The organism is Microvirga sp. (assembly GCF_014699075.1).
Taxonomy (GTDB): domain Bacteria; phylum Pseudomonadota; class Alphaproteobacteria; order Rhizobiales; family Beijerinckiaceae; genus Microvirga.
Window position 1 is genome coordinate 194,591 of sequence record NZ_JACXAB010000006.1, and the last position, 12,697, is coordinate 207,287.

At 64.8% G+C, this 12,697-nt stretch carries 10 protein-coding genes; 7 read left to right on the top strand and 3 right to left on the bottom strand.

Going from position 1 to position 12,697, the window contains the following annotated elements:
- Positions 1 to 55 precede the first annotated feature (55 nt).
- The gene (locus IC232_RS12360; protein ID WP_190845271.1) at positions 56 to 682 is read left to right on the top strand and encodes a gamma-glutamylcyclotransferase; all 627 of its coding nucleotides are present in this window, start codon (positions 56 to 58) and stop codon (positions 680 to 682) included.
- Positions 683 to 697: 15 nt separating this feature from the next.
- Here the strand turns inward: IC232_RS12360 and IC232_RS12365 are convergent, their stop codons facing one another.
- Both IC232_RS12365 and IC232_RS12370 read right to left on the bottom strand, forming a co-directional pair.
- A complete protein-coding gene (locus IC232_RS12365; protein ID WP_190845272.1) occupies positions 698 to 1,594 on the bottom strand; it encodes a DMT family transporter in 897 nt (298 codons plus the stop codon).
- 84 nt (positions 1,595 to 1,678) lie between these two features.
- The gene (locus IC232_RS12370; protein WP_190845273.1) at positions 1,679 to 2,245 is read right to left on the bottom strand and encodes a tetratricopeptide repeat protein; all 567 of its coding nucleotides are present in this window, start codon (positions 2,243 to 2,245) and stop codon (positions 1,679 to 1,681) included.
- Between the two features lie 283 nt (positions 2,246 to 2,528).
- On the opposite strand from IC232_RS12370, the gene IC232_RS12375 reads away from it, so the two are divergent.
- From IC232_RS12375 to IC232_RS12400, 6 genes are all read left to right on the top strand, one after another.
- Positions 2,529 to 5,075, top strand: coding sequence for an ABC transporter ATP-binding protein (locus tag IC232_RS12375; protein ID WP_190845274.1), 2,547 nt, complete (start codon positions 2,529 to 2,531; stop codon positions 5,073 to 5,075).
- 101 nt (positions 5,076 to 5,176) lie between these two features.
- Positions 5,177 to 6,088: an MBL fold metallo-hydrolase gene (locus IC232_RS12380; protein ID WP_190845275.1), complete on the top strand. Its 912-nt coding sequence runs from the start codon at positions 5,177 to 5,179 to the stop codon at positions 6,086 to 6,088.
- Positions 6,089 to 6,272: 184 nt separating this feature from the next.
- Positions 6,273 to 7,628: a M10 family metallopeptidase C-terminal domain-containing protein gene (locus IC232_RS12385; RefSeq protein WP_190845276.1), complete on the top strand. Its 1,356-nt coding sequence runs from the start codon at positions 6,273 to 6,275 to the stop codon at positions 7,626 to 7,628.
- 133 nt (positions 7,629 to 7,761) lie between these two features.
- Entirely contained in the window at positions 7,762 to 8,769 is a 1,008-nt protein-coding gene (locus IC232_RS12390) for an NAD-dependent epimerase/dehydratase family protein (RefSeq protein ID WP_190845277.1), read from the top strand.
- 1 nt (position 8,770) lies between these two features.
- Entirely contained in the window at positions 8,771 to 9,808 is a 1,038-nt protein-coding gene (locus IC232_RS12395; protein ID WP_246812174.1) for an MraY family glycosyltransferase, read from the top strand.
- A complete protein-coding gene (locus IC232_RS12400; protein WP_190845278.1) occupies positions 9,805 to 10,746 on the top strand; it encodes an NAD-dependent epimerase/dehydratase family protein in 942 nt (313 codons plus the stop codon). Before IC232_RS12395 ends, IC232_RS12400 begins: the two co-directional genes overlap by 4 nt.
- Here IC232_RS12400 and IC232_RS12405 read toward each other — a convergent pair.
- Complete coding sequence (locus IC232_RS12405; RefSeq protein WP_190845279.1) at positions 10,679 to 12,643, bottom strand: nucleoside-diphosphate sugar epimerase/dehydratase; 1,965 nt, start codon at positions 12,641 to 12,643, stop codon at positions 10,679 to 10,681. The genes IC232_RS12400 and IC232_RS12405 overlap by 68 nt on opposite strands.
- Positions 12,644 to 12,697 lie beyond the last annotated feature (54 nt).

The following is a 12,697-nucleotide window of genomic DNA, read 5'->3' on the forward strand; positions in this document are numbered from 1 at the left end:
GACAGTCTTTCGGCCAATCTGCTGAATGATCCCCACAATCGCTATCAGGCTCTCCATGACATTTTCCGTTCAGGCCCGCGATGAAGCGGCCTTGCAAGCTTCTCTCGATGCGGCTTTGACTGCGCGTCCCGATGGTACGGGCGACGTCTGGCTGTTCGTCTATGGGGTTCTCGCGGCCGATCCTCCTTTCGCGTACCAGGATCGTGCCAAGGCAACCTTGCCCGGCTTTCGGCGCTCCTTTTGCCTTCACGATACCTTCAACCGCGGCACGGCGCGTGCGCCTGGCCTCGTGCTCGGCCTGGAACCGGGAGACGGTTGCGATGGGCTTGCCTATCGGATCGCCAAGACGGAGCTGCGCGAGGGTTTGAGCGCCGTCTGGCGGCAGGAAATGCGCTTCCCCTGTTACGAGCCGATCTGGCGGGAGGCTTCGCTCCCAGACAGCAGCCGCACAATCCTGGCGTTCGAGGCCAACCGGAACGGACCTTTCTATCGGCCCGAGCCCGATGAAGCCCAGACCGCCGACATCATTGCAGGGCGCTCCGGACCGACAGGCACCAACCAGGCCTATCTGGATGAAACGATCCGGGCCTTCCGCGCTGCCGGTGTTGTCGATCCCTACCTGGACAGCGTGCAGATGCGCACGAACGGCGTGAAACAAGGGGCACGCGCGGCAACCATGTGAGGCCGCCACGGCTGGTTATCGAAAGCGACCCCGCAGCGCCGCGGCCAGCGGCATGACGTGGCTGCGCCTGAGCACGATGATCAGGACGCCGCAAAGCGCAAGCCCCGTCCCAAGGGCCATCCGTGCGTCGAAGCGGTCGCCCGTCACGAGAATGCCCAAGGTCACCGTCAGCAGAGGGTTCATGATCAGCAGAGGGGCAATCATGTTGGCGGGATATTTCCTGATGAGGCCATAGTAGATCGTGTGAGCGATCAGCGACACGACGAGGGCGGAAAACAGCAGGGCCGCCACGAAGCCCCAGCCGGCTGCAAGCGCCTTGTCCACTTGGCCCGTCTCGAGCGTGGTCGCCAGGAGGATCATGGGCGCCACCGAGGACAGCCCGATCCAGGCTTGGAACTGCAGCGGCTTCACGCCCTCGATCTGCTTCATCATCACGGCGGCCAGCGACCCGACGGCCGTGGAGGCCAGAACCAGGAGAAGGCCCGCGGAAAGCGGAAAGCCGCCGTCCGGGTCCCACATCACGAGCACGCCGCCGGCGAAGGTCAGCACGATGCCGAGCGCCCGCTTGCCGTCGATCCGCTCCCTTAGGATCAGAAGAGAGAGGATGGCCGTGATCGGGATTCCGAGCTGGCTGACCACTGCGGCACTCGACGGGCTCGCGCTTCTGATGCCGAGAAAGAACAATGCAAAGCCGCCGCCGCCCATCAGGAAACCGACCAGGAGAATGCGCCATCGCGGTCGCGGAGCCGGCAGCAGCCATGGAAGAGCGAGCACCGCCACGATGCCGAAGCGTATGGCCGCATAGAACAGGGGCGGGATTTGCATGTCTGAGACGACGATCTTGCTGACGATGGTATGGGCCGCCCACAGGAAGCAGACGAGAAACATCAGGAAGAGATCGCGAAAGGCCATGATGTTGCATAGCTCGGCTGTGCGGGTGGTTGCAAATGCCGGGAGCGAGGGGCTGGCATGATCGCCAAGACGGATGACGATGCTCTAATGCAGCATGAGATGATGCGGCGACAGGTTCTCCAGCATGTCGCGCAGGTCCTCCATGTGCGGATTGATGCCGAGCGCGATCTGGAAGGCGGCGCGCGCCTCGTTGAGATGGCCGTGGCGCAGGCAGATGTTGCCGAACCCTGCGATCGCGCCGAAATGGCGCGGCTCGAGGCGCAGGGTCTGGGCGATGTCGAGCAGGCTGTCCGCGTCGCGCTTCTCGATGGAGGCGAGCGTCGCCCGCTTGTTCCAGGCCTCCGGCCAGTCGGGATATAGGGCAACCAGGTGGTCGAGCAGCGGCCGGGCCTTCTTGAGCGATCCCGAGCTGAGGGACTCCACGGCCGCCGCCATGGTCTCCTCGGCGATCCGGTCCTCGTGCGAGCTCCACAGGGCCCAGATCTGGTCCTCGATCTCCTCCACGGGCCGGGGCGGCTCGTCCATGGCGAGTTCCTGGAAGAGCCCTGTGAGGCGGCGCGGCAGGTCCGGGCGTGGGGAATGGGCCGGAACCTCGAGAACGAGTTGGAAGACCGGATCGATCGGCAGGGGGGACGGCAAGGGGGACGTCATGGGCGGGCTCACCGATCCTCCGTGGCAGACAGCCAAGGCAGGGGACATAGAGTCGAAGCGCAGCGCGGCGAGAGGTCAAATCGGCGCTGATGCCCAAACAAGGCGTACCGCGTGCCGTCCCAAAGAGCCGCATCGGCGAAAGGGGCCCCGGTTTTCCTCTCAACATGATGCGCTATTTGAAGAATCGAGTTTCGGACAAATCCCAAAAGTGGTTTCCACTTTTGAGCCCGATGCACTAGGTTCCGCCAACGTCATCGAACCCGAACGATCATTGGAGCTGCTCTTGGGAGCCGTCATCGAGCGCGACCCGCTGCGCCTGGCCTGGAAAACCTCGCCCGTACGCCATGTTGCGGGCTTCGGCCTCCTGGTGCTGGCGGGCCTTCTGATCCTGATCGGGTTCGATCTGGTCCGGCAGATCGTCGACCGGGCGACCGGCGGCCCCGAGGCCTGGAATGCGCCGGCAAGCTTCCTGCGCATCGCCCTCACGCCGCCGGCCAACCTGTGGCCGGGATCGCTGGTTCTGTTTCCCGGCTTTGCCGTCAGTCCTGAGGCCTTTGCCCTCGCGGCGGTCATCGGCGTGCTGGTCATTCCCCTGGCTCTCGGGTTGATCCTGGTGGCGCTCGAATGGGTGGCGGTCGGCATCGGGATGCGCATGCTCACGCGGACCCAGTCGGCGGCCGTCGACATCATCCTGAAAGTCCCCTCCGCCTCCCATGACGAGATCGCCATGATCTCGACGCTCGCCTCCCGAGGGCTCGCCCGCGAAAACGGTGTGCTGGGATCGAGCCTCCTGATCCCGGTGAAGCTCGGTGGCATGATCGGGCTGGCCTGCGCCTATGTGTTCGTCATGGACTGGTACCTGGGCGCGGTACTGGCCGTGGCGCTGGCCCTGGCCATGGTCGTGAGCGCACGCCGCGCGCTCCTGCGCTTCGACGCTGCTGCGGCCCGCAACCGGGAGGGCGACGAGGCCGAAGGGGTGTTCGCGGGCCTGGAGCAGCGCCTGCCGGCCCTGCGCGCCCACGGCACCGGGCCTTTCGAGCGTGACCGGGTACGCCAAGCCCTCATGAGCGGCCATCGCCCGGTGATGCGGGAGGAGTATCGCCTGGCCATCATGGAAGCCGCCTCCGCGGCCATGCTCATGATCGCCCCCTTGGCGGTTCTGGCCCTCGGCGCCTGGTTCTCGCAGTCGCGCCCCCTGACCTCTGGCACGGTCGCGGCCAGCGTCCTCGCGGCAGCGCTTGCCGCCTACGGCACCCGCGAGGTGGTGCAGTGGCACCGGCTGATCATGCGCACCAGGGCACTGCTCATCGACCTCGGCAAGGGCCTGGCGCCGCTGAAGCTGCGCGCAGCGCTCAAAGGCAAGGCCAGCCTGCCGGAAAACGGCGCGCTCGTGGCCCAAGGCGTTTCGGCCTACGATCCCGGGAGCGGAGCGCGCGTTGCCTCCGTCAATCTCACCCTCGCCTTCCCGTCGCATGTGGCCCTGGTGGGCGACGGCGATGCAGGCCCGCGGCTCCTCGCGGCGCTCATGAGCGGCCAGCTGCCGCCCTCCATGGGCCGCCTGACCTATGGCGGCGTGGATCTTTCAGCCGCCAGCCCCGTGGAGCGCAGCCAGCGCGTCGCCTTCACGGGCCAGACGGTGCTGATCGAGGGCAGCCTCAAGGACAACCTGCTCTATGGCTGCTCCGCACCGGCGGGCGAGCTCAGCCACCGCCTGTCCGAGGCCATCGCCATTGCTGGGCTCGACCGCCTGACCCATGCCCGCGGCCTGTCCGGCACCATCGATCCGGCCAGGGAGCCGAAGTTTGCGGACGCCGTGGTGGCAGCGCGGCGCTTCGTCGAGGCGGCGCTCGCGGCGGAGAACCTCGACCGCTTCGTCGATCCCTTCAGCGCCACGCGCTACAACCGCTACGCCACGATCGGCGAGAACCTGCTCTTCGGCAAACCCATCGGCGATGCCTTCCACGAGGATCGCCTGTCCGGCCACCCCTTCGTGCGCGCCATTCTTGAAGCCAACGAGCTCACCAAGCCGCTCGCCCGCATGGGCCTGTCCATCGCCACCAGCATGATCGAGATTTTTTCCGAGATCCCGGACGGGTCCCCGCTCTTCGACCGCTTCTCCTTCTTCTCGGCGGCGGACCGGCCCTACTTTCAGGATCTCGTCGACCGGAAGAACGAGCAGCGCCGCAGCGACAAGACCTCCCGCGATCAGGAGCGCCTCATCGGCCTGGCGCTTCGCTACAACGAGAGCCGGCACCGCTTGGGGTTGCTCGAGCCGGGCCTGGAGGAGCGCATCCTCGTGGCCCGGGCCGATTTCGCCCGCATGCTGCCGGTGAGCCTGAAATCGGCCATCGAGTTCTACGACGAGGCGCGGTTCTGCGCGGCGGCGAGCATCCAGGACAACCTGCTCTTCGGCCGTATCGCGACCGATCAGGCCGGCGCCCTTGAGGCGGTGCAGGAGGTGGCCCGCCGGGTGCTGACCCAGCGCGGCCTCGACGGCGAGGTGTCGCGCATCGGGCTCGACACGCCGATCGATCCGCAAGGGGACGATCTGACCCTGACCGAGTTGGCTGCCGTCGATCTCGTGCGCGGCCTCGTGCGCCGGCCGAGCATTCTGGTGGTGCAGCGGGCGCTCGACGGCCTGCCGGGACCGGCTGCCGACAAGCTGGTGATGAACCTGCGCCGGGCGCTCGTGGGCCGCGGCCTGATCCTGGTCACGCCCGAGATCTCGCCTGCCATGGATCAACCGCCCTTCGATGCTGTTATCCATTTCGAGCGGGGCGAGCCCGTGATGGAGCGCCGCACCCGGCGCCTGGAGGCGTTAAGTGCGTGACATCTTTGGTCTTGACCGGTCATCCTAGTCGTGGGCAGCTTACCGCGGTCCATGTGCGCCAGCGCACATAAGTGGGGTTTTCGATCCATCATGATCCTGCCATGGTAAGGCGTGTTGCATCCTCCGAGGCGTTGCAGGTCCGATTTTGGGGCACACGCGGCTCCACCTGCGCATCCGGACCTCAGTTCGTCGAATTCGGATCGCACACGCCCTGCGTCGAAGTGCGATGCGGCGAGCGTCTCTTCATTCTCGATGCGGGCACCGGCCTCTCGGCACTGGGCATGGAACTCGGCCAGAGCGCTCCCGACAAGATCGACATCCTCCTCAGCCACCTCCACCTCGACCACATCAGCGGCCTGCCCTTCTTCAAGCCCGCCCTGCTCTCCGCCGAGCGCGTGATCCGCACCTATTGCGGTCATCTGGAGGGCGAGAGCGCCATGGAGCCTCTCGGCCGCCTCTTCGCCCCGCCCCTGTTTCCGGTGCGCCTCGGACAACTACCGGCCCGGTTCGAGTATCACGGCTTCAGGGCCGGCGAGCCGATCACCTTCGACGATGGGACCCGGATCGAAACCCACCTTCTGAACCACCCCGGCGGCGCCACCGGCTACCGCCTCAGCCACGGCGGCCGCAGCGTCTGCTACATCAGCGACGTGGAGCACAGCGACCCCTGGCCCGATCCGGACCTCGCCGCCTTCGTGCGCGACACCGATCTGATGATTTTCGACGGCATGTTCTCCGATGCCGAATATTCCTATTGCCGGGGCTGGGGCCATTCCACCTGGCAGAAGGGCGTAGAACTCTCGAAGGCTGCCGGCGTCAAGGCGCTGGCCATCTTTCACCTCTACCCCGGCCACGACGACGCCTTCCTGAAGAACGCCGAGGCCGAGATGCAGGCCGTGATGCCCACCGCCTTCATGGCGCGGGAGCGGCAGTTCATGGCGTTCGAGCCGGTTATTCAAGAAGTGGTGGCTGAGCGGTCTGAGTCTGTGTTTGCGGAAGCCGTAAAGAGTTGAGCAGGATCTGAGGCTTTTCTCTACCTTTCACCTTTGCTCGTTATCACTCCGCATGCTCCTTCGAGCACATCAGGGTGCTTGTCACAGATCATCCCCATAGGTAATGATGTATCATTGTTGTGGCTATTCCAACTGACTTGCCTATTGAGCCGGTCAGTATGGAGATTATTGCAAGGACATACTCATGGGACTTCGGGTTACAGGGATCGAGAATGACTTCTTCGTAGTAAGGGGTCCCTATGCTCCTTCTCCAATTGATTGGAACTCCGATGCACAGGTTACCGTCACAGGCAACACCGGGGTTGTGGGCTTTTCAATTGGTGTACAGCTCGCAGACCCGAACCTCGATCATATCTTCATCGATCCATCGAGCGGGATTACTGTTACCACTGGAACGAACGGTCAGAAGACCATCTCGATCGATGGAGCAACAGGCACAATCTACGGAACCAACTATGCCTGGGGCGTTACATTCAAGCACGACAATCCGGCCTCCGGTGCCGCAATTTCTAAGCTGATCCACGCGCTGCGGTACAATTCTCTCGGGCAACTCCCCGCTGTCTACAGCAAGACCATCTTTATGCGGATCAATCTTGGCGACGGCTCCGAGCCGCGTGAGGAAGCCGAGATCTACACCAGTTTTCTCAATTATGACGTAGGCAGCAGTGGCAATTGGGGCGGTACGGGCGGCAAGGATCTTTCCCCTGAGATCACCGGGGACCTTGGACCTAAGACGATCTCCGACGGGGGCCGGCCGTTCTCAGGGGTGTCGATTACCGACTCGCCCACCGACAGACTGACTGTCGTCGTCAGGGTCAATGATCAGAGCAAGGGCAGCTTCCTGGCCTCCAGCCTGAGCGGCGGCACCTATGATCCGGAAACCGGTATCTATACCGTGACCGGCACCCCTGCTCAGGTGCAGGAGGCCGTCCGCAAGCTCATCTTCACGCAAGGAGCGGGCCTGGACGGGTCTCGTTCCTCCAAAGCTGCGGTCTCGTTCGAGATTTCGGTGGGCGACGGCTGGTCGTACACGACCAAAACCATGGCGGCCGACTTCCGTCCCAACAAGGCCGACAAGCTCAACGGCAAGGCCAGCAGCGAGAAGCTCTACGGCCATGGCGGCAAGGATACGATCGACGGCAAGGGCGGGAACGACAAGATCTGGGGCGGCTCCGGCAACGACAAGCTCACGGGCGGCTCTGGCAAGGATGCCTTCGTGTTCGACACCAAGGCGAACGCGAGAACCAACAAGGACGCGATCACCGACTTCTCCGTGCGGGACGACAGCATCTGGCTCGACAATGCCTTCTTCAGCAGCCTTGGCACCCAGGGCACCGAGAGCAAGCCGGGTCAGCTGAAGAGCAGCTATTTCGTCACGGGTTCCAAGGCCAAGGACAAGAACGACTTCGTCATCTACGACAAGGCCAAGGGGAAGCTGTTCTACGACGCCGACGGGTCAGGCTCAAAGATCAAGGCCGTGGAGATCGCCACGTTGTCCAAGGATCTTGCCATGACCTACAAGGATTTCTTCGTCATCTGATCCGGATCAGGCAGGGGGCGATTGACCACGTGACCGACAGCCCTCGTGCAGACGAGGGCTGTTCCTTGCGAACAGTCTCCCCTTTGCCAAAAAATCCACTATGGTGCCCGCCAATTCACGCGGCGGGCCCTTCATGACCTCCCCCATACTCGTCACCGGTGCGGCCGGGTTCATTGGTTATCACGTGGTCGAGCGGCTTCTGGCCGACGGATACCAGGTGGTGGGCGTCGACAGCTTCACGCCCTATTACGACATCGGCCTGAAAGAGGCCCGCTTCGCCAGACTTAAGCCCCACAACACTTTTCTGGGCGAGCGCCTGGATCTTTCCGATGCGCAAGCCACCCGTGACCTGTTCCAGCACCACCGCTTCGAGCGGGTCATTCATCTGGCCGCCCAGCCGGGCGTGCGCTTCGTCGATCCGCAGCCCTATGCTGCCTCCAACCTCATGGGCTTCATGAGCATGCTGGAGGCCTGCCGGCATGGAGACGTGCAGCATCTCGTCTATGCCTCGTCGAGTTCGGTCTACGGCGCCAACCGCAAGCTGCCGTTCTCCGAGCACGACACCACGGATCACCCCATCAGCCTCTATGCCGCCACCAAGAAGGCCAACGAGATGATGGCGCATTCCTACGCCTCCCTGTTCGGCCTCCCCTCGACGGGCCTGCGCTTCTTCACCGTCTACGGCCCCTGGGGCCGGCCCGACATGGCGGTGTACAAGTTCACCCACGCCATCGCGCAAGGCCGCGAGATCCAGGTGGCCAATGCCGGCAATGTCTGGCGCGACTTCACCTATGTGGACGATATCGTGGAGGGCATCGTGCGCCTGGTCGAGCGCGCGCCCTCAGGTGATCCGGCCTGGAACGCGGAAGCTCCCGATCCAGCCACCAGCGCTGCGCCGCACCGGGTCTACAACATCGGCAACGACTCGCCCGAAGAGGTGAACCGGCTGATCGCCCTCATCGAGCAGGCCTTGGGCAGACAAGCGAACCGGGTCGACGTGCCCCTGCCGCCCGGCGACGTGCTGGAGACTCGCGCGGATGTGACGGATCTTCGCCGCGACGTGGGCTTTGCGCCCGCCACATCCCTGGAGGAGGGCATCCGGCGCTTCGTCGCGTGGTATCGCGAGTATCACGGGGCTTGAGATGGCAGAGGACTCAATCCTGTTGCTCATGGGCCTGTCGGCCGCCCTGTTGGCCGGAGCCGTGGTCTCGGCTCTTCTGATCTTTCTTCTGAAGCCCCTGCTCATTCGCTATGCGCTAGCGCGTCCGAATGCGCGCTCGAGTCATAAGATCCCGACGCCACAAGGCGGTGGGATTGCCGTGATCGGCGCATGCTTCCTGCTCGGCTGTCTGTTTTTTCTTCCGATCGGCGAATCCATTCAACTGCAGGTGCTGGGCCTATCCGTTGCCGGTCTTGCGCTCATTGGGGCCTTGGACGACATCAGACCTCTGCCTGCAATTGTGCGCCTTGTTCTCCAGATAGTCGCCGTCGGCGCTGTCATTCTGGTCGGTGACGCACGCGTTTTTCCGGAGTGGCTTCCTCTTGGAGCAGAGCGAGTCCTTCTGATCCTCGGTGGCGTATGGTTTGTGAACCTCGTCAATTTCATGGACGGGCTTGATTGGATCACCGTCGCCGAGATGGTGCCCGTCACAGCGTTCATTGGATTGATCCCGTTCCTGGGATTTTTGCCAACCGATGCAACGATCATGGCGGCTCTTCTCTGCGGCGCCCTTCTCGGCTTCGCCCCCTTCAACAAGCCCGTTGCAAAGCTCTTCCTCGGCGATGTCGGCTCACTGCCCATCGGCCTTCTCGTCGGCTGGATGCTGCTGGAACTCGCCGGAACCGGGGCGCTCGCCGCCGCTCTCCTGCTGCCCCTCTACTATCTCATGGATGCCACCATCACCCTGCTGCGCCGCTTACACCGCCGTGAAAAGGTATGGGAGGCGCATCGCAGCCATTTCTACCAGAAGGCCACCGACAACGGCTTCTCGGCGCTCGACGTCAGCGCCCATGTGTTCGGGCTCAACCTTGTCCTGGCCGGTCTCGCCGCTATGACATTGATCTGGTCCTCGGGCGCCGTGCAGATCGCGGCGCTTGTCTCGGGGATCATCCTCGTTGGCCTGGTCCTCAGGCGCTTTTCCACACCACGCCAGACAACGCCTTTGGAGGTTTCCCGATGAACGCACCCCTGATTGCCCTCACCGGCGCAACGGGTTTCATCGGACGGCACCTCCTCTCCGAGCTTCCCAAACGGGGCTACCGGGTCCGGGTGCTGCTGCGCCGCCCCTCCGAGGTGCCGGCGGGCGCCACGAGCGCCGTGATCGGCGACATCGCCTCCCCGCACAATATGGCGGCGGCCCTGCGCGACGTGGACATGGTGATCCACTCGGCGGGCCTGGCGCACGCCATGTCGGGCCGCCCGGAGGACGATTACCGCAGCATCAACACGGAGGCGACCGTGAAGCTCGCTCAGTCCGCCGAGCGGGCCGGCGTGAAGCGCTTCGTCTTCCTCTCATCGATCCGGGCGCAGAGCGGCCCCTCCACTGATCGCGTGCTGACGGAGAGCATGGCGCCTGAGCCTACGGACGCCTACGGCCGCTCGAAGCTCGAAGCCGAGCGGGGCTTGGCCGAACTCGGCCTCGACTGGGTGGCGCTTCGCCCGGTCCTCGTCTACGGCCCCGGCGTGAAGGGCAACATGGCCGCCCTGCTCGGTCTCGCGCAATCGCCCTGGCCCCTGCCGCTCGGCGGATTGAGAGCCAAGCGCTCGCTCGTCTCACTCGACAATTTGACTGCAGCAGTGGACACGGCCCTGAAGGCGGACGGACCCTTGAGGCGCCCGCTCATCGTGGCGGATCCGGAACCGGTGACGATTCCCGAGATGGTGAGCGCCCTGCGCGAAGGCCAGGGCCGCGGGCCCGGGCTGGTACCCGTTCCGTCCTTCATTCTCAAAGCGGCAGCGGCATTGGCAGGAAAAGGCGAGGCCTATGAGCGGCTGGCGGGCTCGCTGGTGGCAAGCCCGGAGGCCTTGAGGCGCTTAGGCTGGCAGCCGGTCAGTTCGACGCGAGACGCGCTTGCGGAACTGGCGCGACAAGCGGGGGGGCAGGCGTCCGGCGCTTGAATTCCGGGATCGCCTCCTCGAACACCCGCTCGGCCAGGGCCCGGTCGCCTTCCACGAGGGCGCGGTCCAGGATCTTGAGCCATTGCTCGACCCGCTCGCGGTCGGCGAAGATGGGCTTTGCCGCCATCACACCGTCGATGCCGATCTCCGTGCGCGGCTCCTCGCGGGCGAAGAGAATCTCGTGCAGGCGCTCGCCGGCGCGCGCACCGGTGACGGCGATCTCGATATCCTCGCCCGGCTCGTAGCCGGCAAGCCGGATCATGCGCTCGGCGAGCTCGTAGATGCGCACGGGCTGGCCCATCTTCAGCACATAGACCGAGGCGCGCTCGTCGCCGTTGGTGCGCTCGGTCAGGGACCGGCTTTCCTCCGCATGGGACGCGGAGGTGAGCACTAGGTCGGCCGCCTCGCGGGTGGTCATGAAATAGCGCACCATGTCCGGATGGGTGACGGTCACGGGGCCGCCGCGGGCGATCTGCGCCTTGAACTTGGGGACCACGGAGCCGACCGAGCCCAGCACGTTGCCGAAGCGCACCGCGATGGTGCGGGTGGCGCCGTTGCGGCCCATGAACTCGGCATCGAGCGCCTGCCCGTACATCTCGGCGAAGCGCTTGGTGGCGCCCAGCATCGAGACCGGATCGATGGCCTTGTCGGTGGAGATCATCACGATGGTGTCGGCGCCGGCCTCCACCGCCGCATCGGCCACGTTCACCGAGCCGAACACATTGGTCTTGATGCCTTCCGTCCAGTTCTTTTCGAGATAGGGCACGTGCTTGAGGGCGGCCGCGTGGAAGACCACCTCCGGCTTGAACGCGCTCATGACCTCGCGCACCCGCTCCCGGTCGCGCACGTCGGCAATGACGCCGTCCACATTGGTGTCGCTGGACAGGAGCGTCGGGTTCTCGAGGATGTGGTGGAGGGACGGCTCGGAGCTTTCCAAAATCAGAAGATCGCTCGCCCCGAAGGCCACCGCGCGGGTGCAGATCTCGGACCCGATGGAGCCGCCGCCGCCCGTGACCAGCACGCGCTTGCCGCGGATAAAGGTCTCGAGCCGCTGCCGGTCGATCTGCACGGTGGGGCGCAGGAGCAGGTCCTCGATCTCCAGCGGCGCGAGCTCGGCGTTGCGCATGCCCTCGCCGAGGCTCGTCACCCGCACCAGCGGCAGGCCGAGGCGGCGGGCGCGGGCGAGGAGCATGTCCGGGTTGGCTTCCGGCGTGAGCGCGCTCGGGGTCGCGACCAGCCGGCGGATGGGCACGCCCCGTTCCTGGAAGTCCTGCACCACCTGGTCCAGGTCGCCGAACGTGCCGAGCACTGGAACGCCGCGCATGGACTGGCCGAGATCGTCGCTGCGGTAGGAGAGAATGCCCCTGGGCTGGATCTTGCGGACTGTTCCCGCTTCAATGGCCCGCAGGATCACCTCGACATCGGCGACTCGCCCGAGCAGCAGGGTCGGCGTGCTGGCATCGCGCTGCAGGCTGTTCCGGGACCGGGCGTATTTCAGGTAGCGGAAGGCAAGCCGCGGGCCGCCCAGCAGGAACATCTGGATCAGCCAGTAGAGGGCGATCGAGATCTTGCCGAAGTAGAACGTTCCCAGGAATTGCGGCGAAACGAGAATGTAGTCCACCACCAGCAGGGTCAGAGCCAGGATGCTCGAGGCCCGGAAGATGTTGAACAGGTCCGGCAGGGAGGCGAAGCGCCATTTGGAGCGGTAGAGCTGGGAAAACCAGTAGACCACCCCGGCGAAGGCGATGAAGGGCGGCAGGAAGAGCGGCAGGTGGACGAGCCGCTCGCTCAGAAGCGTCCCCTCGAAGCGCACGAAGAACGTCGCGAGGACGGCCACGCCGGTCACCACGAGATCGTGCATAACGATGAGAGTTTTCTTGAAGTCCTGCCGATTCATGGCCCTGCCGTCTGCTGCCCCGGGGTATCGGATGGGCTCATCTCTTTGTCAATG

What these genes read in the sequence shown, in the direction of transcription:
- IC232_RS12360 (WP_190845271.1), top strand. Translation starts at nt 56, where the DNA reads ATGACATTTTCCGTTCAGGCCCGCGATGAAGCGGCCTTGCAAGCTTCT.
- IC232_RS12365 (WP_190845272.1), bottom strand. Translation starts at nt 1,594, where the DNA reads ATGGCCTTTCGCGATCTCTTCCTGATGTTTCTCGTCTGCTTCCTGTGG.
- IC232_RS12370 (WP_190845273.1), bottom strand. Translation starts at nt 2,245, where the DNA reads ATGACGTCCCCCTTGCCGTCCCCCCTGCCGATCGATCCGGTCTTCCAA.
- IC232_RS12380 (WP_190845275.1), top strand. Translation starts at nt 5,177, where the DNA reads ATGGTAAGGCGTGTTGCATCCTCCGAGGCGTTGCAGGTCCGATTTTGG.
- IC232_RS12385 (WP_190845276.1), top strand. Translation starts at nt 6,273, where the DNA reads ATGGGACTTCGGGTTACAGGGATCGAGAATGACTTCTTCGTAGTAAGG.
- IC232_RS12390 (WP_190845277.1), top strand. Translation starts at nt 7,762, where the DNA reads ATGACCTCCCCCATACTCGTCACCGGTGCGGCCGGGTTCATTGGTTAT.
- IC232_RS12395 (WP_246812174.1), top strand. Translation starts at nt 8,771, where the DNA reads ATGGCAGAGGACTCAATCCTGTTGCTCATGGGCCTGTCGGCCGCCCTG.
- IC232_RS12400 (WP_190845278.1), top strand. Translation starts at nt 9,805, where the DNA reads ATGAACGCACCCCTGATTGCCCTCACCGGCGCAACGGGTTTCATCGGA.
- IC232_RS12405 (WP_190845279.1), bottom strand. Translation starts at nt 12,643, where the DNA reads ATGAATCGGCAGGACTTCAAGAAAACTCTCATCGTTATGCACGATCTC.